This window comes from Rhizobium sp. GN54, from assembly GCF_021026345.1.
Taxonomy (GTDB): Bacteria; Pseudomonadota; Alphaproteobacteria; order Rhizobiales; family Rhizobiaceae; genus Mycoplana.
Map to the genome: position 1 here is coordinate 73,581 of NZ_JAJNCZ010000010.1, position 20,785 is coordinate 94,365.

The window sequence follows — 20,785 nt, forward strand, 5'->3', positions numbered from 1 at the left end:
AACCATGGCACGCGCCGAAGAAATTCGACAAATGGCCTGCAAGGCCGCACACGGATTGCGAACGGATCCGGTGCAGTATTTCACATACTCCAGACCTCTCGGATAACTCGCTCATGACAGAAATCGACGGCTACGGTTTTCAGTTCGTATCCCCCGCCATGCAGGTGGAGCGCGCCGTGGCCGAATTGCGTTTCGGACGCCCCGTCATCGTCGCGGACGGCACTCGCCGGCTGGCAGTGCTGGCACTCGATTGCGTGGCCCCTTCCGTCTATGACCGGTTTGCCGATGCGGTCGATGACCGGCAGTCGCTGTTCCTGACCTCGCACCGCTCCGCACGTCTGCAGCCTCCTGTCCGCGGGGATATCGCCGTCCCGCTGCGTGGTATCGGTTTTGATGCCGCCTCGCGCCTGGCTTACGGGTTTCGTGCCGAAGCGCCCGCGCTATGGCGAAGGGCCGAGCCGCTGATGGGGGCGGGCGCCGAACTGGCACGGCTGGCGCTGCTTCTGCCCGCTGTGATCTGTGCCGAGATCGAGGGGAACGAAAAACGGTTCGCGGGCTGTTGCGGGATCGAGAAACACGCTCTTCCGGCCACCGGTGCTGCGCGCCAGACATTCGAGACCGTGGTGCGCACACGCGTGCCGCTGCGCGATCTCGGTGATACGGAATTCGTGGTGTTCCGCGGCGGCCTCGCGCAGAAGGACCAGGTGGCGATGATCGTCGGGCGGCCGGATTTCACCGGTGCCGTACCGATCCGGATCCATTCCTCCTGCATCACGGGCGACCTCTGCGCTTCGCTGAAATGCGACTGCGGCGACCAGTTGCGCAACGGGCTCGTCGCGCTGAAGGCGATGGGCGGCGGCGTGCTTCTCTATCTCGACCAAGAGGGGCGCGGCACCGGCATCGGCGCCAAGATGCGGGCCTACGGCTACCAGCATCTAGGGCTGGATACGATCGATGCCGATGCCGAGCTCGGCTATGGCAGCGACGACCGGCGCTTCGAGGCGGCAATCGCCATGCTGCGTAAGCTGGAAATTGCGCGAGTGGTGGTCTTTACCAATAATCCGTCGAAGCTGGCGGCACTGTCCGAAGGCGGCATCGCGGTAGAAAGCCGCGTGGCCTTGACCGGCGAGGTGACCATCGAGAATGCCGGATATCTGCGCACCAAGAAGGCCCGGGCCGGCCATATGCTCGATATCGAGACGCTTGTCGCGGCGGAGTAGTCTTATGCAGCCGCAGGAATCACCAGCCATGCGGGAAGGCGCCGGGGAAAACAGGCCGTCGCCGGCGCTGAAGGCCAGCGCGCTACTCGTGCTGGCCACCGTCTTCGTCGGCGCTGCCGCCGCCTATCTGCCGCTCGCCGATCACCTGTCGTTCGACCACGATATCGGCATCGCCGCGGCGGCGCTCCTGCTCGTCATCTTCGTGCTCGTCTTCAACGGCCTGCAGCATCATCGACACCAGAGCTTCGGTCTCGCCAATGCCGTGACCGCCGTCAGGGCCGCGATGGTCAGTTTGGTCGCGGCGGCGGTATTTTATCCGGCAGCGTCGCAAAGCATCGCGAATGCCCCCTGGAGCTTCGTCGTCTTCGTTCTCGTGGCGCTCGCCCTGGATGGGTTCGACGGCCACCTGGCGCGCCGCTACGAGCAGGTTTCCGATCTCGGCGCCCGTTTCGACATGGAGATCGACGCACTGCTGATCCTCTGCCTCTCGGCCGCCGCCTTCTTCCTGGGCAAGGCGGGAGCCTGGGTCCTGCTGATCGGCCTCATGCGCTATGGATTCGTGCTGGCGCAATATCCCGTGCCGCGCCTTGCCGGGGAACTCCATCCCACCCTGCGGCGCAAGCTCGTCTGCGTCGTACAGATCGCGGCCTTGTGCGCGATCCTCTTGCCATTCGTCACCGCGCCCGTAAGCTCCTGGCTCGCGGCCCTTGCGCTGCTGCTGCTCTCCTATTCCTTCGCGGTCGACTGCCTTTACCTGCTGAGCGGAGCCGGGGAGGAGGAGGAGTGACCATGTTCGCCAGGATCGACACGGCAATCGGCGTGACGCGTTCGCTGCTGATCTATTACGGCCAGCCTTGGCGGCGCCGGGCGCTCGGGCGCTTTTACCGGAACCTGGTCTCGCCCGGCGATCTCGTCTTCGACATCGGCGCCCATGTCGGCAGCCGCAGCAGGACCTTGGTCGCGCTTGGCGCCGAGGTCGTGGCGGTGGAACCGCAACCGGTATTCGCCGACATGATCGAAATGCATCTTGCCGGCAGGCTGAAAGGCTTCGAGCGCGTAGCAGTCGGCGCGGTCGAAGGCGAGGCGACCCTGCATATTTCGAGCCGTCACCCGACGGTGACCACCATATCGGACCGCTTCATCGACGGCGTCGGGCAGACCGAGGGCTTTCGCCACGTGGTATGGGACAGCGAGGTCGGGATCCCGATGACCACGCTCGACCGGCTGATCGAGAAATACGGCCTGCCCAAATTTTGCAAGATCGATGTCGAGGGTGCCGAGAGCGAGACACTACGCGGTCTTTCCCTTCCGATCCCATTGATCGCCTTCGAATATATTCCGGCCATGCCGCAGGTCGCACGCGAGGCGATCAACCGGCTCGGCCAACTCGGGAACTATCGCTTCAGGCGGGTGATCGGCGAGAGCCATCGTTTTGTCGATACCGAGTGGAAGGACGCGGATGCGCTGCTTGCCGACCTTGAAAAGCTGACGCCGAGCAGCCCTTCGGGTGACATCTACGCCCGGCTGACACCGTGACACCGGCCGACATGTCAGCGCCTGCGCCCGAGCCCGCCGGTCAGCGAGAATGCCAGCACGACGAGGCCCGGAAGCGCGGTGCCGGCCAGCGAAAAGATTCCGTAGAGCAGGCTTGCCGCCACCCCTTCGGCGCCGGAGAAGCCGAAGAACGGCCAGAGTGCCGCCGCGGCAGCTTCGCGCGTGCCCCATCCGCCGATTCCGACCGGCACAAGCATGGTCAGCAGGCAGAGCGGAACGGCGGTGACGGCGGCGATCAGCGGCAGCGTGGCGCCGACGGCATCGGAAGCCAGCAGGAAGGTCGCCACATAGGTGCCGACGATCAGAATGCTGAGCCCGGCCTGCATGCCGAGAGCCCCGTCTTGCAAGAAGGCCGCCGCGAGATCGGGCCCCAGACGGCCGAACCGGACCTTCAGAGGCTTGCGCAGCCAGCCGGCGACCGTCGCGCATACGGCTACGATGGCCACGGCGATCCAGGCCAGCGGCGAAGGATCGACGGGCATGGCATCCGGCAGCAGGATTGCCCAGGCGGCAAGGCCGAGGCAGGTCAGAAGGAAGAAGGCGAACTGGCCGGAGAGGCGTTCCAGCACCACGGCGGTCGCCGCGCGCTTCCAGCCGCCCGCCTGCTCGTCGCCGCTGCGATAGGCCCGGGCGGCATCGCCGGCAATGCCGCCGGGCAGGATCTGGTTGAGCACGCCGCCGAGGTAGTATTCCCGGATAGCGACGGACGCCGGGATGACATGGCCGAGGCGCGCGGCGGTGAAGCGCCAGCGCAGCGCCGACAGAACGATCTGTACCTGGACGACAGCCAGGGCCACGATCACATGTCCCGGCGGCACTCGACCGAGCGCATCGAGCACGCCGGCCGGATCGACGGTGGAGATCACGACCGTCAGGAGCAGGAGGCCGGCGCCTATGGCGACCCTCTTCAGTTTGCCCATGGCTGGCTCAAGTCAATTGAAAGGTTGCAAGCGGCGCGCCGATGGTCTGATCTGCGGGCGAGAGGGTGAGGCGTATGACGTGGCTGACTATCGACGAGGGGACCGGGCAGGTTCGCGGGTGGAAGGCCGGCCTTGCCGTGCTGGTCTTCGTCGTTATCGGTTTTGCCGCGTGCACGATGCCGGACAGTCCTGAAGGCTTCCATGTCGAGGCCCTCCTGCGCCTGCCGCTCGAACTGCCGCTGGTCGCGCTCGCCCTGTTGCTGCTGCCCGGGCGACTGGCCCTGGCCGCGGCGCTTCTTGCCACGATAACAGTCCTTTGTCTCCTGTTTCTGAAACTGGCCGATATCGGCGTCATCTCGGCCTTCCAGCGGCGGTTCAATCCCTATCTGGATCTGAAGATGATGTTCGATGGCTGGAACATGCTTTCCGGCGCGATCGGCACGGCTGCCGCCGCTGGTGCAATGCTGCTGGCAATCGCGGCCCTCGCGGTGCTGGTATGGCTCTTCTGGCGGGCATGCCGGGGCATGATCCGGCTTCATCGATCCGCCGGCCGGATATCCGTTGCCGCCTTCTCCATCGCGCTTGCCGGTGGGCTGGCGCTCCTCGGAGCGAGTTCCTTCGGCATGGCGCGGAGCGTCGCTGACCTGCGCGTCGCCGCCTATCTCGGCGAGCGGCTTTCTCTGGTGGCTCAATCTGTCGCAGATATCAGAGCATTCGAGGCCGAGCTTGCCGTCGCGGATCTGCCCGCCGAAGGCGACACCCGTTTTGCCCGCATCAGGGGCCGCGACGTGATCCTGGTCTTCGTCGAATCCTATGGGAGGAGCGCTGTCGAGGACCCGCGCTATGCCGGGCTGATCCGGCCGCGCCTTGATAACGTCGAACGACAGCTTCGAGAAGCTGGCTTTGCCGCGGCAAGCGGCTGGGTGCGTTCGCCGACCGTCGGCGGGCTGAGTTGGCTTGCCCATGGAACATTGCTCTCCGGCCTGCGGGTCGACAGCCAGGCGCGCTATGACAGGCTGATGGCCAGCGATAGGCCGAGCCTCAACCGGCTGTTCCGCGCGGCCGGCTGGCGAACGGCGGCTGTCATGCCGGCTATAACGATGGATTGGCCAGAAGCCGCCTATTACGGCTATGACCAGATTCTGGCGGCCAGGGATCTCGGTTATCGCGGCAAGCCCTTCAACTGGGTGACGATGCCGGACCAGTATACGCTTTCCGCCTTCGAGCGCCTTTCGCGCCGGCCGGCAGCGGGCGGTGATCGGCCGGTCATGGCCGAAATCGCACTGATTTCCAGCCATGCGCCCTGGACGCCGGTGCCGAAGATGATCGACTGGGATGCGGTCGGTGACGGCACGGTCTTCGACAGCCAGGCCGAAAGCGGCGATATGCCAGCGGTGGTCTGGGCCGATCACGACCGTGTCCGTCGTCAGTATGCCGAAACCATCGATTATTCGCTCCAGGCGCTGGCGGGCTACATGCTGCACTACGGCCGGGATGCTGTCTTCGTGATCCTCGGCGACCACCAGCCGGCGGCGCTGGTCACCGGCCCGGGTGCCTCGCGGGCCGTTCCCGTACATGTCATCAGTCGTGACCTCGATCTTGTCGGAAGATTCATCGCCGATGGCTTCGATGCCGGCATGACGCCGTCGCAGCAAGGGGCGGAACCGCCCATGGATCGCCTTCGCGAACGCCTGATTGGGCATTTCAGTTCTCCCTGACGCCCTCATCAAGGGCAAATAACGCGGGCCAAGGCCTGCGCATTACATGATCGTGCGTCCGAACGGGTGTGACGCGCATAACAGGGGCTCCCACCGGATTTGAGGCTCTATGGGCTCACAGGCCGCGAGGACTGGTCTCGCGGACCGGATGCAACAGGGAGAGCCCTCTCATGGGTACGCCGCAGCCGCATAATCAGGCTCTCGACACGCGGATCCGCGAGGATCGCTTCACCACCTTGGTGAAGGACAAAGCCGAACAATTTCCCTGCTGGCGCAACCTTGTCGCTTCGATTGCCGAAGTGGAGCGCGGCGAACACGGCAAACAGGGTTTCGATGCCACGGTCAGGGCGCATGATCTTGGCAGGCTGCATATCGCATCTTTGCGCGTCGATGCGATGAGGTATCGCCGCACGCCACAACTGATCCGGCGCAGCAGGGTCGATCACTGGCAGCTCGCCTTGCGCCGCAGCGGTTCGGAATTCAGCAGTTCGAGCGGTCACGTCCTGCGCAGCTCCGCCGGCAGCCTGGAACTACGTTCGCTGACCATGCCGTCCATCGCCCATTCCACCGCCGGCGAGACAATCTGCATCTGGTTGAAGCGCGACAATTTCGCCGCCATGGCCGGCAGTCTCGACGCCGCCAGCCACAGGCCGATCCAGGGGCCGATGAAGAATATCATGCAGGAATTCATCCTGACGCTCGAACGCTATCGATCGACGCTCACCCACCGGGATGTGCCCGCGGCCGTCGGCTCGCTGACCGCCCTTCTCGGCGCTCTCGTCAAGCCGACGCAGGACGGGTTCGAGGCGGCTGCGACGCCGATCGCCGCGAGCCAGCTGGCAATCGCCCGCAAATATGTCGACGCCAACCTCGCTTCGCCAACCCTCGGGGTAGGGGATCTGTGCCGGGCGCTGGGCGTCTCGCGCCGCAAGCTCTATTACCTTTTCGAACATTGCGGCGGCGTTTCGAGCTTCATCCGCGAGCGGCGGCTTGCCGCCTGCCACGCAGTGCTGGAGGACATTGCCGATGTCAGGCTGATCAGCACCATCGCCTACGACCACGGCTTTGCCGATCCGGCCCAGTTCAGCCGGCAGTTTCGCGCGCATTTCGGCTATAGCCCGAAGGATGCCCGGGAGTTTCGTCTGTGCGGGCACGTGATACAGCCCGGGGTGCCGAGCAGTTTCGCGCAATGGCTGCTGCAGGTGCAGAACCGCTGATGCCGGGGCCGGGCGGGCTCAGCCCCGTTGCGCGATCTCGGCCGCGGTCCAGACGGCGATATCGATTGCCTGTTCGCGGCCCCGGATGTCGATCCGTTCGAACCGCCGGCCATCCGCCATCAGGTCCTGCTGCAATCCGGCGGCCTGTACCAGGTCCGACGACAGGGCGAGCGCCGCCCCGCGAGATCGCACGGTCTCGACAAGCCGGCTCGCCACATTGACGCAATCGCCGGTCGCGGCGATCTGCTGGTGCTTGTCATGGCCGAGGCGGGAAAGCACGACGGGGCCGCAATGGGCACCAATGCGGACCGCGCTCGTTTCTGCCAGCCCCGCGCCAAGCAGCCAGTCGTCGATCGCGCGGACCAGGCAAAAAGCCGCGGAGACCGCATTGGCGGTATCCCGTGGGCCTGCATCCGGAATGCCGAAGCCGACCATCACCCCATCGCCCATGAAATCCATCACCAGCCCCTGCCGCCGCTCGCTTTCGTCGACCACGATCGTGTGGAAGGCCTTGAGCATATCGCGGGTCCGCCTCGGCCCCAGCCTTTCGCTGATGCCCGTGAAGCCCACGAGATCGACGAACAGGATGACGGCGTTCTGTTCGCGCGGTTCGAGCAGGAATGACGGATCCTCGGCGATGCGCCTGGCGAAGGTCGTGGACTGGAACTGCCCGAGGGCCGCCTGGGCAGAAGCCAGCCGGCGCATCCGGTAACGGTCGAAGGCCTGCCTGGATATGGCGGTCGCCAAGACGGGAGGCAGGCTTACCGCGAGCGGCAGCGCACCGCTCAGCCAATAGAACTGGCCGTAGGCGAGCGTGACGGCCGCAAACCAGCCAAGGAGAATGGCGAGATAGGTGAGCGAGCCTGCCGCCAGCGGCATCAACGCCATGGCGGCGATCGCCGTCAGGGTGACGAGCATTGCAGCCGCCCCGTCGATCCGGCGGACCATGCCGTCGCGCCGCAGCGCCGACCCGTCCAGCAGGTTGGACATGCCGGTCGCCAGCACCTCGACGCCGGGCAGTATCTGGTCGAAGGGCGTGGTGAAGCGATCGCCGACACCAGTTGCCGTCACCCCGAGCACCACCAGTCGGCCTTCAAGTGGCCGCCCGGCATCCTCGTCCTTCAAGATATCCAGAGCACCGATCGTGCGGATCGTTCCGCCGGGTCCGTAATAGTTGAGGGCGAGATGCCAGCCGAGGTCGAGTGATGTCACGGCCTGTCCGATCGTCAGGCCGCTGGCGTTCAACACGGGTTCCTGACCGGAATAGAGCGCGGCCGCGCGCAGGACGATGGAAGCCTCCGGGCCGTCCGCCGTCCGGAACAGCATGGGAATTTGACGCGGTGTGCCGCCGGCGTCCGTCACGACATTGACGAGTCCGAGTTCTGCGACGGTCGCAAAAAGCGGAAGCGGCATCAGCACCTCCTTCGCGGCCGGTACGTAGCCGATACGGGCCTCCTTTTCGGAAAACCTGGCCGCGCCGGCGATCACGACCGGAATGCGGGTCAGCGCCGCGGCCAGCGCGGCGTCCGCGTCCGGTTCGCTCGGCTGGAGAAGCAGCATGTCGATCGCAAGCGCGCGCGCGCCGGCGTGGCCGATCCTGTCGATCAGATCCGCCAATTTCCGCCGGTCGAGCGGATAGCGGCCGGCATCAAGAACCGTCGCGTCATCGATCGCCACGATCGCAACTTCGACCGGCGCATCCCGTCCTCCGACCAGACTGCCCCTGAGGTCGAGAAGGACGGTTTCCATCCGGTCGATCAGGCTCGCGGAACCATCGATATGGTTCATTCCCAGCAGTCCGGCCCATAGTCCGCCGATCGCCAGGGCGATCCACCAGACCGGCAGGCCTGTCCTCATCGCGCGAAGCGAGCCATGAGGCGGGCGGCGCGTTCCTGGCCCCACACTCTGGAGACAAGTGGCTGGCCGGCCGTGGCATCCGTGCCCTCGCCGGGGCCCAGGACGACGGTCTGCGAGCCATCCGGCAGGGAAACCGAAACCTCGCCCTCGATGACAAAGACCGAGGTGGTGTCGGCCGTGACATCGACGACATAGGCGGTACCCCGCACGGCGGCGATGGCGTGGGGCGTCAGGATCTGAAAGGCGCCGCTGCCGGGCTCGACCTCGATCAGCACGGCCTTGTCGGACACGGTGGCCGAGGCCGCTCTCGTTCGTCCGGCGTCCTGCGGGATTCCGAGTTGCGCCGCAGCTTCGGCTTCCAGAACAAGACCGTTGGCGCAACGATAGACAAAACGTGGGGGATCAGGACGTTCTTCGCGCTGGCAGGAGGAGGACTGCTGAGCTGTCGCCATCGAAACGATCGAAAGGAAAATGGCCAGGGTGGCCAACATTCTTGCGACAAAGATGGATTTCACGGGAAGTCCCTGAAGTTGCTTCGATCGAATGCCCGTTTATCCGGTTGCAATTCGGCAATGTCAATTTAGGTGTAACGAGGAAACCGATTGAACCATCTTCGGAGCGGAACGACACGGATGAATGACCGCGGCATAGACAAGGAAAAGCTGCTTGCCCAGAGTCTGATATTCCAGGCCCTGGATACACAGGCTCGCAGGGATCTGGCCTCTTTTGCCCATATCACGCGCCATGTCGCCGGCGAGGTGATTTTCCAGATGGGCGCGCCGGGCCAGAGCATGATGGCGATCGCGGAAGGCACGGTCCGGGTGGAGGTCGTGACACCGAGCGGGCGCGACGTGACCCTGAGTGATCTTCGGCCCGGAGACATCTTCGGCGAGATCGCCCTGCTCGACGGCGGCGAACGGTCCGCCACGGTTCGCGCCCTCGGGTCCTGCGCGCTGATCGTGCTCGAGCGCCGCTCGTTCCTCGACGTGTTGCAGCGCAATCCGGATTTCTCGATCCGGCTGATCGAGTTGCTCTGCCAGCGGGTCCGGCGCTCCGACGAGCGGATGATGGAAATTGCCTTCCTGGATCTGCCGACCCGGCTCGCGCGCCTTCTGTTGCGGCTGTCGGTGACGTCGCCCGCCAGCCCGGCGTCTCCCCTGTCACGCCTGTCCTTGTCCCAGGCGGATATCGCGAAAATGATCGGCAATAGCCGGGAAAACGTCAACCGGTGCCTCAAGAGGTGGGAGGAGGCACGCCTTGTCGATCTCAAGGATGGCTGGCTCATCCTGCGTGACAGGGCTGGGCTCGAGGCGCTGGCTGACGCCAATTGAACCCAGCCTAGTTCCCTCGAAACGACAGGAAAGGTGAATGAACCATTTGTCCTGATTTCGGAACCCAGGAGTGGAAGACCTCCGACATGGTGGAGGCCGACATGACCTCGGATGGTCGGATTGCCGCGTCTTGTCGGCGCCGTTCGAATCCACCCGGTTCCGGAGAGGGGATTTTTGATGAGACTGCTGTCAGCCCTGCTGATCGCCCTGTCGATCGTGGCGGCGCCGTTCGCCTGGCATTTCGCCCGGAACCATTTCACGTCTCCACCCGCTCCCGCCTCCGTCGAATTCGACACGACGAAAATGGACGTTGAGATCGGTTCCCTGCGGCAAGAGGTGGCTGAACTGCGCAATCGCATCGACGGACTCGATGCGCGAACCTCGCTTGGCCTTGTCGGCGCGCAGCGAGAGACGGCGCCGGAGCCGGAGGTCGCCATCGCGTCTGACAGCCTCAAGGATTCCTTCGCCCAGGTCGTGCTGATCGCCGACAGGCGTTCGGCCAATGAGGGGCTGACGGTCCCGACGCCGTCCTTTCTCCAGGATCTGCTCGGCCTTCCACGAGAAAACCTGACGGATGATTGCCAATCGGCAACCAATCCGAAGCTGGCCGAATTGCTTTCGACCGAGAATGTCGGTCCGATCGACGTGCGCATGCTACGTCCCGCACTCATCTCGGCGCGTCAGGTCTTCGCCAATGTGAAACTGTTCGAACCGGAGCTCTATGCACGGATCAAGAGCGCGGGCTCACTCTGTGTGCGATTGATCCGGGGTTCGACGAGTTCCGCTTCAGCCCACGCCTATGGTCTGGCCATGGATATCAACATCGACGGCGTGCTCGATACGCTCGCCGACGACAAGACGCAGCTCGGACTGATCCTGCTCGCCGATTTCTTCAAGAAGGAAGGCTGGATCTGGGGTGCCGGCTTCAGCCGCGAGGATTCCATGCATTTCGAGGTGAGCCGCGAGAAGCTGGAGCAATGGCGGCGTCTGGGCGAAATCTGACTCCGGTATGGCCGCGCCAGCATTTCCTTGAAGAGGTACACGACGTTCCTCGCTTTGTGAACCTTTCCGCATTCTGCCGCCACTCACCAGTATTATCAACTTTTGCCGTAAAGGCGGCCAACAAGGCGAGAATGCAATGAAGAGATATGGCAAAATCAGGTATCCCGACAGGGCCTTTGACGTCATCAAGGACCAGGAGATGGCCTCAGTTCTTTATCAGTTCCTCAAAAGCGAATTGTCTGAGGGGAATATCCTGTTTCTGATGTCTCCGTTCAAACCCAAAACCCTTTACTTAAACTTCCTGAAGGATGGATCGCCCCATTCACTTAACGTCCAAAGTGCAATTCTCAAAAGGGCCAAGGAACTTGGTGAACAGGAGTTGTGGGAGGACCCGCGCTGGGATTCAATTGTCAAGGAAGCCAGATACGTTGTTGCGGATCTAATAGAGGGCAATGCTTTGGCGTACCGCTTCTGGCAGTCGGAAGAGTTCCTCGAATACCACGAGAAGAAAGGTGGAAATAGGGAGGATAAGCTCGTTTCGCCTGTAGAGGAGGCCGCTGAGGAGCTCCATTTCAAGAGCCATGAACTGCTCGACGCCTATATCAAGGCCTATAAATTGAAGGGGGAAGATGCAACACTGACTGTTGCCACGAAGCTCTTGCGATCCGAGCGTACGGTCATGAGTGTCACCGATTTCAACAGGTTTCTGATCGACCGCGGTCTCATGTCGGCGTCGAAGCCAAGTTCAAAGCCAAAACCCGCTACGGACGAGGAAGTGCCGCCACCGCCGCAGCGGATCGAACTCGATCTGAAAAAGCTGAAGCAATGCGGCTTCGACAATGTTGGCGGCGTCATCATTCAGGAACGGTGCCAGGAGATGATCGAATGCTACCTGAACAAGGATAGACAAAAGGCGATTGCCATTTATGAGAAGATCTTGAAAGCGGAGCCCAAGAACAGCAAATTGCAGACGACACCGTTTGTCGATCTCATCAAGCGTTTCAAGGAAAAGAAGGTCTACAAGGACTTGGCGAAGCAAGGCTGACTCTTGGCGCAGCAAACGCATCACAATTAGCAAATTCCCACGGGAGCAGAGCTGCGCAGCCAGTTTTGCTCCCGTCTTCTTTTGTTTGTTTTCAACAGCTACAGCTGCCGCACATGTCGAACGGCTCCATGTCGATCGCGAACTGTAGCGATGCGTGAAGCGCCAGGACCATGTTGAGGAAGGGCCCGATGGCGAGTTTCGGCGGTGCGAAGTTGGCCGCGAAAGCGCCCGCGGTCTGGCCGGCCACGGCTTCGCCGAGACGGATATCCTCCATCGTAGGCAGCAGGTCGAGCTTCGCATTCAGCGCCAGCGCGAGTTCCGGTGTGGGGAACGGCAGTTGGAAGCCTCTCCACATCGACAGCATCGTTTCGATCCGCCCGAGCTTGGCTGGCGAGAACGCGTCAGGACCGAAAGCTTCCTCGATCTTCGCCAGCGATTCCAGCACCATGGCGAGTTTCATCAGCAGTGGCATGGGAATGATCAGGCTGGGCGGGGCGAGGCTCGCCATGCCCTGCAGCCGGTTGTTGAGGGCGGAAACCGCGCCGGGATCACCAAGGGGCGGCAGGTCCAGCATCTCGCTCATCTGCATGATCGTCGGCAGGCCGGCGACGATCTTCGCCATCCTCAACTTCAAGGGGGAGAGCGCGAATCCGAAGTTGGGAATGGTCGAAGACGAGGCCGGGAACGTATCGACCACGAACGGATCGATGCCGAGTGCCTGCAGGTCGAGAACCAGCCGGGCCACCAGCGCATAATTGACGAGCGGCTGCATCTTCAGCGTCGTCAGCCATCCGAGCCTTGGCCAGACATTGCGCGCGATGCTGTTGGCCGCCTGCTCCATTTGCATTTCCAGCTTCGGCAGGTCGTCGAGCGCGAATGTGCCGGACATCAGCGACAGCATCATGGCTATCTGTCCCAGCGGTCCACCGCCGAAATCGAGATTCGGGAGGGTTTCCGGCTGGAATCCGGAGGCAATCTTCATGTCGAGCCGGCTCGCGGGCTGCATGCCGGGGATGGCCAGCGCAAGCTTCATTGTTAGCGGCGCCGTCGGCAGGACCGGCATGATGCCCCAGTTGAACCGGTTGCGTGCGCTGTCGGCAGGGACGGTGCAGAAGCAGGACATCGCCGCTCAGGCCTCTACGACGATAACGGAAATATTGTCGACGGCTCCGCCCTTGAGAGCGATCTCTATCAGTTCCTCGGCAAGGACGTCGATCGGCCGTTCCAGGAGATGACGGCGCAGGACATCGAGGCCGGCATATTTTGAAAGGCCGTCGGAGCAGAGCAGGAAAATATCACCCGGACGGATGTCGCCTCGCCGCTTGTCGATTTCCAGCGTTTCGCCGACGCCGATGGCACGGGTGATCTGGTTCGCCTGGGGATGGTTTTCAGCCTCGTCCCATGTGAGAAAGCCGTGCTCGACCAACTCACCGACAAACGAATGATCGGTGCTGATCATTTCAAGTTCGCCTTCGCGCAGGCGATAGAGGCGACTGTCACCGACCCAGAAACACATGAAGTGCTGTTCGGAAAGCAGCAGCACGACCACGGTCGCCCCGATCAAGCCGCTTTCGCGCCGGTTAGCCTCGATGCCGATCAGCCGATGCGCCTCATGCAATGCCTTGCGGGCCTCCTGCATGGTCTCGGCGGGGTCGAGATCGGCGGGCAGGCGATCCAGCAGCTCGGTGATCGCCTGGCTGGCGAAATCGCCCGCGGCATGTCCGCCCATTCCGTCGGATACGGCCCAGAGCCCGATATCGGGTCGGGCGAGGATGGCGTCTTCATTCACCTTGCGGACAAAGCCGACATGGGTCCGAGCGCTGTGGCGCCGGATTGTCGTGGCGGAATTTGCGGTCATCGTGAACCTCTCCATCGGCTCAGTCGTGGAAAACCCACCGGGGGCTGTGAATATCGAAAAGCGCGGTCGCCTCGTCAGATCCGGATGGTAATTGCCCTGTCAGGAGGAGGCGGTTTGCTCCCATGACAGTCGATATGAAGATTGACGCCGGCTTCGGGATTGCGCGCGTGGCAAGCGCGAATTCCGGGCTGTCATCCGTGACGATCGCCCCGGCTGAGCCGATCGTCCCGGACCGGGCCACGGCTGGCGCCCCGGGTGGTGGAAGCCCGGCCAACGCGTCCTTCAGGAAGGACAGGGAAGAGCCATCCTCGAGCATGGCGAGAGCTGTCTCTTCCAGCGGCGCGAAAATCGGTTCGAGGGCCCGATAGGCGGACCAGACCGGGGCATCGAGCTCCACCGCCAGACAGAGCGGATATTCGCGACCGACCCGGTCGACGCTCGGCATCACGATGCCCGCCACCGCGTGCGATCCGGTCATTCCAGGCGAGAGGGCGAAACGCCAGATCGGCGCGCTGAAATAGCATTCCCGCCAACGCTCGCCCAGGACCTCCCGCCCCGTGGTCAGCAATGTCTGCATCCACGCATCCCAGGCGACGACGAATTGCGGTGAGAGGCCGGAGCGAACGAAATCGCCGACGCAGGGAACTTTCCCATACCAGCCATAGTTCATGCCGGCTTCCATCACAGCGAGCTCGGGCACTTGAAGCTGCCGATCGCCGAACCCGTGAACGGATTGAGCGCGGAACCGGCTCTCAGCTGAAAGATCGCGATCCTGCCGCCGAGATTGAAGACCACGCGATTGCGATCTGAGACGTTCGTCCGCCGCACCTCGGCCGTGTCAAGAAGCCGGAACCAGGACCAGGGGCCGTCACGCTGGATGGCGTTTTCGATATCGGTGCGGGCGGGGGAAAAGGACACCCGCGTGCGCCCGCTGTTCTGGCCGGGCCATGTGAGAGGCGTGACCTGCGGCGGACCGTGAGCATAGGTGACCGGCTGCCCCTCGATCTCCACCACGACCTGCTCGACATTGGGATCGAGCGCGACCGGGGTGACGTCGAAGGTGATCGACGGCAGGCCGGGCGCCACGAAGAAGCTGTCGCGGATCTCCGATGCCTTCTGGAACTGCGCGATGACGGCGTCGGATATGCCGATATCGACGCCGTTCACTCGCCTCAACCGCCAGGGGTTCGAGGTCGTGTCGACGAATTGGGCCATGTTGTCGTTGAAGAATTTGTCGATCAGTCCGTTCGGCGCGAACAGCCGGCCGAAATCCTGGAGGGCCACATCGGCCTCGCCCTGACGGTTGAAGGGATAACGGCCGTCGATCGCACGCGTGCAGAAGGGCAGGACCTGACCTTGCCATTTGGCATTGATATCTGCGCGTGCCCCGCCGACGGCTGCTCCCGACGAGGCCGTGACGATCTGGGAGGCCCAGCGCTGCAGCGGATTGGGCAGGAGCGTGATGGCGGCCTGAAGCTCGGCCACGGCGCCGGATCCCTGGCCGGCGATCGCGGCGCCGGTATTCTGGCCGAGCGATAGCCGGTTGAGCTCTCCGAAGACGTCCGCCATGCGCTGGATGATCCGGTCCAGCTCGGACTGGGCACCATCGGCGCCGGCAACAAGCTCGTGCAGGCTGCGGAAGCGATCCTCGACGAAGCGTCCGGGTGCCGCGGTCTGGACGTCGGTCGGCACGGCTGAACTCAGCGCCTCGACGATTTGCTGCCCGCCGGCATCCAGCTTCGAGATGGCCTCGCCGCGCGCGAGGTCGGTTACGGCGGAAATCGCGTTTCCGGCCACCGCCTCCGCACCCGGCAGGACCGTCAACCGGGTTTCCTTGCTTACCGCCTGCAGCACGTTGCGGATCGGCGATGTCGGTCCCGAGAGGATGTTGATGACCTGGGTCGCCTGGCCGAGATTTTCCATCGGAATGATATCGACATCGGCCAGAAGCTCGTCATAGCGGGCGACGTAGTCGTTTTCGTAGAGGGCGAGGATATCCTTGCCGAGCCGGGCCAGAATTTCCGGCGTCACCTCGTCCGCATGCGGGCCGAGGACCAGATTTTCGAACTGGACGCGATCGGAGACCGTGCCGAGCGACGGCAGGAAATACGTGTAGAAGCCATTCCGCGTATAGACGCCTTCCACGCCGGCGCTGAGCGGCTTGCCGGAGGGACGCAGCATGACGCGCGAGACGGCGGGGCCGCCGACATCCGTGATGCGGAAAGGCTCGAGCGCTGCGGCCGCCGGCGCCTTGACCAGGCTCCGATAGACCCGTTCGGCGATCGGCGTCTCGGCCAGCAGCAGCTGGATCTGTTCGACCAGCGGACCGTTAAGCCCGATCTTGCGCATTGGCTGGTTGACCAACTCGTCGAGATGACCGAGCAGTTCCTGCTGCACCTCGTCCTGTCCCTTGAAGGCGATCGCCCAGTCGATCTGCATCCATTGCCGGACGGTATCGGCATCCATCGGGCCTTGCAGGCCCAGCATCTGGTAGACCTTGAGCGCCTCGAACAGGAACTCGGGATTGTTGATATTGGACTGCATCTGCTCTTCGAGGCGGAAGAGGAGACGGGGCAGCATCATGCTGTTGAGCGCGCTGCGATAGGTCTGCGCGGACTCGGTGCCGACTGCGTCACCCTGGTAGAGGCCGAAGGTCAGTTCGAGCGGCGCTTCGGGATCGCTTGCCGCGGGATTGCCGGGCAGGTCGCGCAGGAGGTTGAGGGCTGGCACGATGGCCGGCAGATCGGCATCGGCGATCGGGTTGCCGGGAATGCCGCTGGCGAGCTTGCGGAACTCGTCGACCTGGGCGGTGGCGCCGGAGATCAGGGCCAGGTTTCCGACGAAGCTGTTGGTCCAGAGCGCGGTGGCTCCGAACAATGCCAGGATGCTGGCGGCGATGGCGCCGCGCTTGACCCAGCGATAGCGCCGCTCGACCGCGTCATCGTCTGAGACCAGCCCTGCCTCACGGAAGATCACGGTATTCATCAGCCGCGTCAGGAAATAGCTGCGTCCCTGGCCACGGCCGGTGCCGATGGCCTGCCGGCCGATGCCGAAGGTGCGGGCCATGCCCATCATCAGCCGGTCGATCGGCGTGCCTTCCTGGGTGCCGGAGGTGAAATAGACACCCCGCAGGAACTGGTTGTCCTCGAAGCGGCTGTCGTGGAAGATGTCGCCGAGGAAGCTTTCGGCCACGCCGCGAAGCGAGGCGATCTGCGCGGGGAAACCGGCGATGAGGCTGCGGCGCTGATAGTCGGTCTCGGCCTGCATCCGCTCCAGGCTGCGATTGGCGAGCTGTGACAGCAGCTGTTCGAATTCGGCATTGAACGAGGCAAGCGCCTTGTCGGTGGCCTCTGCGCCCTTTTCATAGGGAAGGGTGAAGCCCCAGACCTGTTCGCGCTCGTCGGATCCGAGATTGTCGAAGAACTCCTGGAAGCCGGCGATCAGGTCGGCCTTGGTGAAGAGGATATAGACTGGAAAGCGGACGCCGAGGCGCTCGCGCAATTCCTGCAGGCGGGAGCGGATCGCCTGGGAATGGGCGCGCCTTTCCTGGTCGTCCAGCAGCGACAGGTCGGAGAGACTGATGGCGACCATGGCGCCGTTGATAGGTTGGCGGCGCCGATGCTTCTTCAGCATGTCGAGAAAGCCGGTCCAGGCCATGGCGTCGGCATCGCGATTGCTGTCCTGCGTGGTGTAACGGCCGGCGGTGTCGAGAAGCACCGCCTCGTTGGTGAACCACCAGTCGCAATTGCGGGTGCCGCCAACCCCGCCGATGGCGCTCTTGCCCATGCGCTCGGCAAGCGGAAACTGCAGGCCCGAATTGACGATCGCCGTCGTCTTGCCGGCGCCCGGCGGGCCGATGATGATGTACCAGGGCAGTTGGTAGAGGTAGCGCGAGCCGAAACGGCCGCCGAGCTTGGAATTGCGCAGGAAGCCGAGCGCCTCGGTCATGCGCTTGCGCACTTCGGAAAGCTCTGCCGCGACGGCGCCGTCATCGGCTTCAGTCGTTGGGGCGGCGGCATTGCTGGCGATCGCATTGGACATCTGGCGATCCTGCGAGCGGCGACGCAGCAGGATGACGAGAATGGCGATGATCGTGACGGCGGCAAGGCCGGCGATCGCGATCAGCCGGTTGGCCGGCCTGTCGAACGGGCGGACATCGCCGATCGCCAGAAGCGGGCCGAGCAGCCAGACGGTGACCGCCAGGATCATGCTGAAAAGGATCAGCACTCCGATCGGGCTCAGGAGGTGGGAGCGGATGGTGCGGAACATGGCTCAGCCTGCCTTCACTAGAATGACTTCGATGCGGCGATTGGTGGCACGACCCTCGGCCGTGTCGTTCGACGCCAGCGGCTCCTTGTCGGCGCGTCCCTCGGCCGTGATGCGGCCCTTGTCAGTCAGCGTGCCGGAAATCCGGCCCATCACGGATTTCGCCCGGGACAGGGAAAGCTGGAGATTGGAGGCGAAGCGCGCGGACTTGATCGGAACATTGTCCGAATGGCCGGCGACGATGATGCGACCTTCCTCGTCGTTCAGCGCCTTGGAGACCCGGTCCATGATGTCGCCGAACCGTGGCTCGAGCTGGTCCGAGCCGGACGGGAACATGCCGTTGCCGGTAATCCTGATCGTCAGCGTGTTGCCAGTGCTCGCCACGGATACCAGGCCCTCGTCGATCTCGGGTTTCAGGAAGGAGGAAACGGCCTCGACGGTCGAAATCTCCTGTGGTGCCGGCGGTGGCGGCGGCGGCGGTGGTGCCGGGCGCGAGAGCTCGACCGGTCCGTTGACGTCGAGGGAGGTGATGAGCCCGCTCAGCCGGTTGGTGTCGCCGCCCAATGCAAAGGAGAAACCGAAGAAGATCAGGCATGTCATGGCCAGCGTGGCGCCCGCGGTGATCCAGACGGGTGTCCAGGCGGACAGCATGCGGTGAGCGATATCGGCGCCCCTCCAGCGGATGGACAGATCAGGCTCGACCGGGCCGCGATGGGTCCGGATCAGCCTTGCAAGGCCATCGCGGATTTCCAGGTGCTTTTCGGCCCCGCGCGGGGCGACGCGCAGGCGGCCCTCGAAGCCGAGGCTCAGGCAGACATAGAGGAATTCCAGCATGTCACGGTTCTGCGAGGGGGCTGCCTCGAAGCGCGACAGCAGTTCATAGAAACGATCGCCGCCATGGGTCTCCTTGTGGAACGTGCCAACCATGCTCTGCAGCGCCCAGACGCTCTGGCCGCCCCAGGGCGTGTTCAGCACGACGTCATCAATCGTCGCGCAGATCGCGTAGCGGGCGGCGACAACGGTCTGGGCCGGCACGCCGGCCTGCAGGGCGGCGTTCTCGAAATTGCGGATCTCGGTCACGACGCTTTCGCGCAGGGCCGCCGGATCGGAATGCTGTGCGCGGTTACGGATGCGGGCGACAAGTGAGAACAGTGTCGAGGCGGCGGCGTTGAGCGGGTTCAGGCCTGTCGAGCCGGCGCCGACCGGCACGTTCTGGGCATCCGCGCTCGCAGGCGCCGAAGCGGAACCGTAACCGGACGAAGGAGCCGGCATGGCCGCAGGCCCGGGACCGGGCTGCGATGCCTGGTCCGGAGGGGGCATCGGCGTCGGGGCCGCGGGTCGGCGACCGGCGGGATTGGGTCGGATGACCGTCTTGTCCGTGTCGAACGGTTCGGCAAAGGGGTCGTCACGGTTCATGGGTTGCTCCTCGGGGGGCAGGGCTCAGCGGATGGCCCAGAGTTCCATTTCAAGATCGGGAAAGTCGCCGGAGACATGCACGGCCAGCCCGCCCGACGTCGTCATCTGCTTCCAGGACGGACCTGTCGTATCGAGCTCGAAGTAGACGACGCCGGCGTGGTAGGGCACCTGGCGCGGAGCCACGGGCAGCGGACGCAGCGCGACGCCCGGCAGCGCGGAGTTGACGAGCTGGCGGATATCCTCGACGGGACCGAGCTTGGCCTGGGTCGGAAAGTGACGCCTGACGGCCTCCGGTGGCACGGCGGCCTTGGCGGCAAGCACGAAAGTCGCCGACGACAGCAGTCGCTTGTCGCTGATCAGGGCCACCGACACGCCGTATTTGCGCGGCTCGATCGGGATCAGGACCGCGTTCTGCTCCAGCACCGCGCTGAGGTACTGGCGCAGCGCCCGGAAGACCGGCTGGAACACATTGGTCAGGTCGTGATGCTGGTAGATCGGAAACTGGGGCGACAGTTTCTCGGGCGTCATGAACGTGGCGATCTCGCCGGCGAGCGAGGCCAGCGTCTGGAAGACCACCTGCGGATGCGCATTCTCGATGGAGACGAGGTGGCGGATCGCCGGCAAGGCCTTGTTGACGGACAGAAGCAGCAGGAAGTCTGTGATCTCGGCGACGCCCTTCGCCGTACCGTTCTGGTTCAGTCGCCCGGCCAGCGCCTCGGCGCGATGGCTCAGCAGACCTTCCAGCTCCCGCAGGAAGTCATGCAGCGGCGGCGCGGCGCGGGCATCGGTGCAGGTGGCGATGAAGGCGCGGTCGAGGATGATCTCGCGGTCCTGGCGCACCTCGATGATGCGCGCGATCGGGATGACGATCTGGTCCGAAAGATCGTCCAGATCGATCGCGAATTGAAGGCGCAACCTGGCGATCGCCATGCGCACGGCCCTGTTGTCGCGGCCCATGCTGTCGGTCACCTCGATCTCGTCGGGCCTGAACCGCGCCGCGGATTGCGGCGCCCCGGTCATGTCGACTTCGGCGGCGCCCTGCCGGCGGATCGGGATCGCCAGATAGACGACGGAATTCTTGACGCTGGCCGGGACTTCCAGCGCCGAAGGGTGATCGTCGGTGAGCGGTATCCGGAATGTCGTGCCGTCGGGCGTGAGGCCGGTGCAGGATTTCACGGCTATCTTGCCGAGCTTCAGCAATTCCTCGTCGAGCGTCAGCTCCCTGACGCCCCAGGCATAGGGCGCGACAGCCGAAGCGACGCCGGCAACCAGAGCCTCGACATATCGGTCATGCTGCTGGAAGTGATGGGGCTGGAGGAACAGCCCCTCCTGCCAGACGACCTTGTTTTCCCAGGACACGCTTGCGTTACTCCTTCAATGG

Annotated in this window: 17 protein-coding genes; 8 read left to right on the plus strand and 9 right to left on the minus strand. The window is 64.0% G+C overall.

Annotation, left to right across the window (positions count from 1 at the left end):
- Positions 1 to 113 precede the first annotated feature (113 nt).
- From ribA to LQK81_RS21620, 3 genes are read left to right on the plus strand one after another with little or no spacing between them, the layout of a single operon-like run.
- Positions 114 to 1,220 carry a GTP cyclohydrolase II RibA gene (gene ribA / locus LQK81_RS21610; protein ID WP_230808457.1) on the plus strand — a complete coding sequence of 369 codons (1,107 nt, stop codon included), beginning with the start codon at positions 114 to 116 and terminating at the stop codon, positions 1,218 to 1,220.
- A 28-nt stretch (positions 1,221 to 1,248) separates the two neighbouring features.
- Positions 1,249 to 2,007, plus strand: coding sequence for a CDP-alcohol phosphatidyltransferase family protein (locus LQK81_RS21615; protein ID WP_230808458.1), 759 nt, complete (start codon positions 1,249 to 1,251; stop codon positions 2,005 to 2,007).
- 2 nt (positions 2,008 to 2,009) lie between these two features.
- Positions 2,010 to 2,756 carry an FkbM family methyltransferase gene (locus LQK81_RS21620; protein WP_230808459.1) on the plus strand — a complete coding sequence of 249 codons (747 nt, stop codon included), beginning with the start codon at positions 2,010 to 2,012 and terminating at the stop codon, positions 2,754 to 2,756.
- Positions 2,757 to 2,770: 14 nt separating this feature from the next.
- Here LQK81_RS21620 and LQK81_RS21625 read toward each other — a convergent pair whose 3' ends face one another.
- Positions 2,771 to 3,694, minus strand: a complete 924-nt coding sequence (locus tag LQK81_RS21625; RefSeq protein WP_230808460.1) for a lysylphosphatidylglycerol synthase transmembrane domain-containing protein — start codon at positions 3,692 to 3,694, stop codon at positions 2,771 to 2,773.
- Between the two features lie 74 nt (positions 3,695 to 3,768).
- On the opposite strand from LQK81_RS21625, the gene LQK81_RS21630 reads away from it, so the two are divergent.
- On the plus strand, positions 3,769 to 5,412 hold the full coding sequence (locus LQK81_RS21630) for a sulfatase (protein ID WP_230808461.1): 1,644 nt from the start codon (positions 3,769 to 3,771) through the stop codon (positions 5,410 to 5,412).
- A 170-nt stretch (positions 5,413 to 5,582) separates the two neighbouring features.
- Positions 5,583 to 6,629, plus strand: a complete 1,047-nt coding sequence (locus LQK81_RS21635; protein ID WP_230808463.1) for a helix-turn-helix domain-containing protein — start codon at positions 5,583 to 5,585, stop codon at positions 6,627 to 6,629.
- A gap of 18 nt (positions 6,630 to 6,647) precedes the next feature.
- On the opposite strand, the gene LQK81_RS21640 is transcribed toward LQK81_RS21635, so the two are convergent.
- Positions 6,648 to 8,417: a CHASE2 domain-containing protein gene (locus LQK81_RS21640; RefSeq protein ID WP_230808464.1), complete on the minus strand. Its 1,770-nt coding sequence runs from the start codon at positions 8,415 to 8,417 to the stop codon at positions 6,648 to 6,650.
- 65 nt (positions 8,418 to 8,482) lie between these two features.
- The gene (locus LQK81_RS21645; RefSeq protein WP_230808465.1) at positions 8,483 to 9,001 is read right to left on the minus strand and encodes a FecR domain-containing protein; all 519 of its coding nucleotides are present in this window, start codon (positions 8,999 to 9,001) and stop codon (positions 8,483 to 8,485) included.
- A 117-nt stretch (positions 9,002 to 9,118) separates the two neighbouring features.
- Here LQK81_RS21645 and LQK81_RS21650 point away from each other — a divergent pair, with 117 nt between their 5' ends.
- The 3 genes from LQK81_RS21650 to LQK81_RS21660 all read left to right on the plus strand — a co-directional run bounded on the left by LQK81_RS21650 (position 9,119) and on the right by LQK81_RS21660 (position 11,864).
- A complete protein-coding gene (locus tag LQK81_RS21650) occupies positions 9,119 to 9,817 on the plus strand; it encodes a Crp/Fnr family transcriptional regulator (RefSeq protein ID WP_230808467.1) in 699 nt (232 codons plus the stop codon).
- Positions 9,818 to 9,994: 177 nt separating this feature from the next.
- On the plus strand, positions 9,995 to 10,819 hold the full coding sequence (locus tag LQK81_RS21655) for a M15 family metallopeptidase (RefSeq protein ID WP_230808468.1): 825 nt from the start codon (positions 9,995 to 9,997) through the stop codon (positions 10,817 to 10,819).
- A gap of 136 nt (positions 10,820 to 10,955) precedes the next feature.
- Positions 10,956 to 11,864 (plus strand): hypothetical protein, encoded by a 909-nt coding sequence (locus LQK81_RS21660; protein WP_230808469.1) that lies wholly within the window; start codon positions 10,956 to 10,958, stop codon positions 11,862 to 11,864.
- 91 nt (positions 11,865 to 11,955) lie between these two features.
- Here LQK81_RS21660 and LQK81_RS21665 read toward each other — a convergent pair whose 3' ends face one another.
- From LQK81_RS21665 to tssK, 6 genes are read right to left on the minus strand one after another with little or no spacing between them, the layout of a single operon-like run.
- On the minus strand, positions 11,956 to 12,987 hold the full coding sequence (locus LQK81_RS21665; protein ID WP_230808470.1) for a hypothetical protein: 1,032 nt from the start codon (positions 12,985 to 12,987) through the stop codon (positions 11,956 to 11,958).
- Between the two features lie 6 nt (positions 12,988 to 12,993).
- Positions 12,994 to 13,722 (minus strand): PP2C family protein-serine/threonine phosphatase, encoded by a 729-nt coding sequence (locus tag LQK81_RS21670; RefSeq protein ID WP_230808471.1) that lies wholly within the window; start codon positions 13,720 to 13,722, stop codon positions 12,994 to 12,996.
- Between the two features lie 19 nt (positions 13,723 to 13,741).
- On the minus strand, positions 13,742 to 14,392 hold the full coding sequence (gene tagF, locus LQK81_RS21675; RefSeq protein ID WP_230808472.1) for a type VI secretion system-associated protein TagF: 651 nt from the start codon (positions 14,390 to 14,392) through the stop codon (positions 13,742 to 13,744).
- A gap of 11 nt (positions 14,393 to 14,403) precedes the next feature.
- Entirely contained in the window at positions 14,404 to 17,991 is a 3,588-nt protein-coding gene (tssM, locus tag LQK81_RS21680; protein WP_230808473.1) for a type VI secretion system membrane subunit TssM, read from the minus strand.
- Between the two features lie 3 nt (positions 17,992 to 17,994).
- Positions 17,995 to 19,404, minus strand: a complete 1,410-nt coding sequence (gene tssL, locus LQK81_RS21685) for a type VI secretion system protein TssL, long form (RefSeq protein WP_230808474.1) — start codon at positions 19,402 to 19,404, stop codon at positions 17,995 to 17,997.
- 24 nt (positions 19,405 to 19,428) lie between these two features.
- Entirely contained in the window at positions 19,429 to 20,763 is a 1,335-nt protein-coding gene (tssK, locus tag LQK81_RS21690) for a type VI secretion system baseplate subunit TssK (RefSeq protein ID WP_230808475.1), read from the minus strand.
- Positions 20,764 to 20,785 lie beyond the last annotated feature (22 nt).

Excerpts from the sequence above, each read along its gene's own strand:
- ribA (WP_230808457.1), top strand. The coding sequence starts at position 114 with ATGACAGAAATCGACGGCTACGGTTTTCAGTTCGTATCCCCCGCCATG.
- LQK81_RS21615 (WP_230808458.1), top strand. The coding sequence starts at position 1,249 with ATGCGGGAAGGCGCCGGGGAAAACAGGCCGTCGCCGGCGCTGAAGGCC.
- LQK81_RS21620 (WP_230808459.1), top strand. The coding sequence starts at position 2,010 with ATGTTCGCCAGGATCGACACGGCAATCGGCGTGACGCGTTCGCTGCTG.
- LQK81_RS21625 (WP_230808460.1), bottom strand. The coding sequence starts at position 3,694 with ATGGGCAAACTGAAGAGGGTCGCCATAGGCGCCGGCCTCCTGCTCCTG.
- LQK81_RS21630 (WP_230808461.1), top strand. The coding sequence starts at position 3,769 with ATGACGTGGCTGACTATCGACGAGGGGACCGGGCAGGTTCGCGGGTGG.
- LQK81_RS21635 (WP_230808463.1), top strand. The coding sequence starts at position 5,583 with ATGGGTACGCCGCAGCCGCATAATCAGGCTCTCGACACGCGGATCCGC.
- LQK81_RS21640 (WP_230808464.1), bottom strand. The coding sequence starts at position 8,417 with ATGAACCATATCGATGGTTCCGCGAGCCTGATCGACCGGATGGAAACC.
- LQK81_RS21650 (WP_230808467.1), top strand. The coding sequence starts at position 9,119 with ATGAATGACCGCGGCATAGACAAGGAAAAGCTGCTTGCCCAGAGTCTG.
- LQK81_RS21655 (WP_230808468.1), top strand. The coding sequence starts at position 9,995 with ATGAGACTGCTGTCAGCCCTGCTGATCGCCCTGTCGATCGTGGCGGCG.
- LQK81_RS21660 (WP_230808469.1), top strand. The coding sequence starts at position 10,956 with ATGAAGAGATATGGCAAAATCAGGTATCCCGACAGGGCCTTTGACGTC.
- LQK81_RS21665 (WP_230808470.1), bottom strand. The coding sequence starts at position 12,987 with ATGTCCTGCTTCTGCACCGTCCCTGCCGACAGCGCACGCAACCGGTTC.
- LQK81_RS21670 (WP_230808471.1), bottom strand. The coding sequence starts at position 13,722 with ATGACCGCAAATTCCGCCACGACAATCCGGCGCCACAGCGCTCGGACC.
- tagF (WP_230808472.1), bottom strand. The coding sequence starts at position 14,392 with ATGAACTATGGCTGGTATGGGAAAGTTCCCTGCGTCGGCGATTTCGTT.
- tssM (WP_230808473.1), bottom strand. The coding sequence starts at position 17,991 with ATGTTCCGCACCATCCGCTCCCACCTCCTGAGCCCGATCGGAGTGCTG.
- tssL (WP_230808474.1), bottom strand. The coding sequence starts at position 19,404 with ATGAACCGTGACGACCCCTTTGCCGAACCGTTCGACACGGACAAGACG.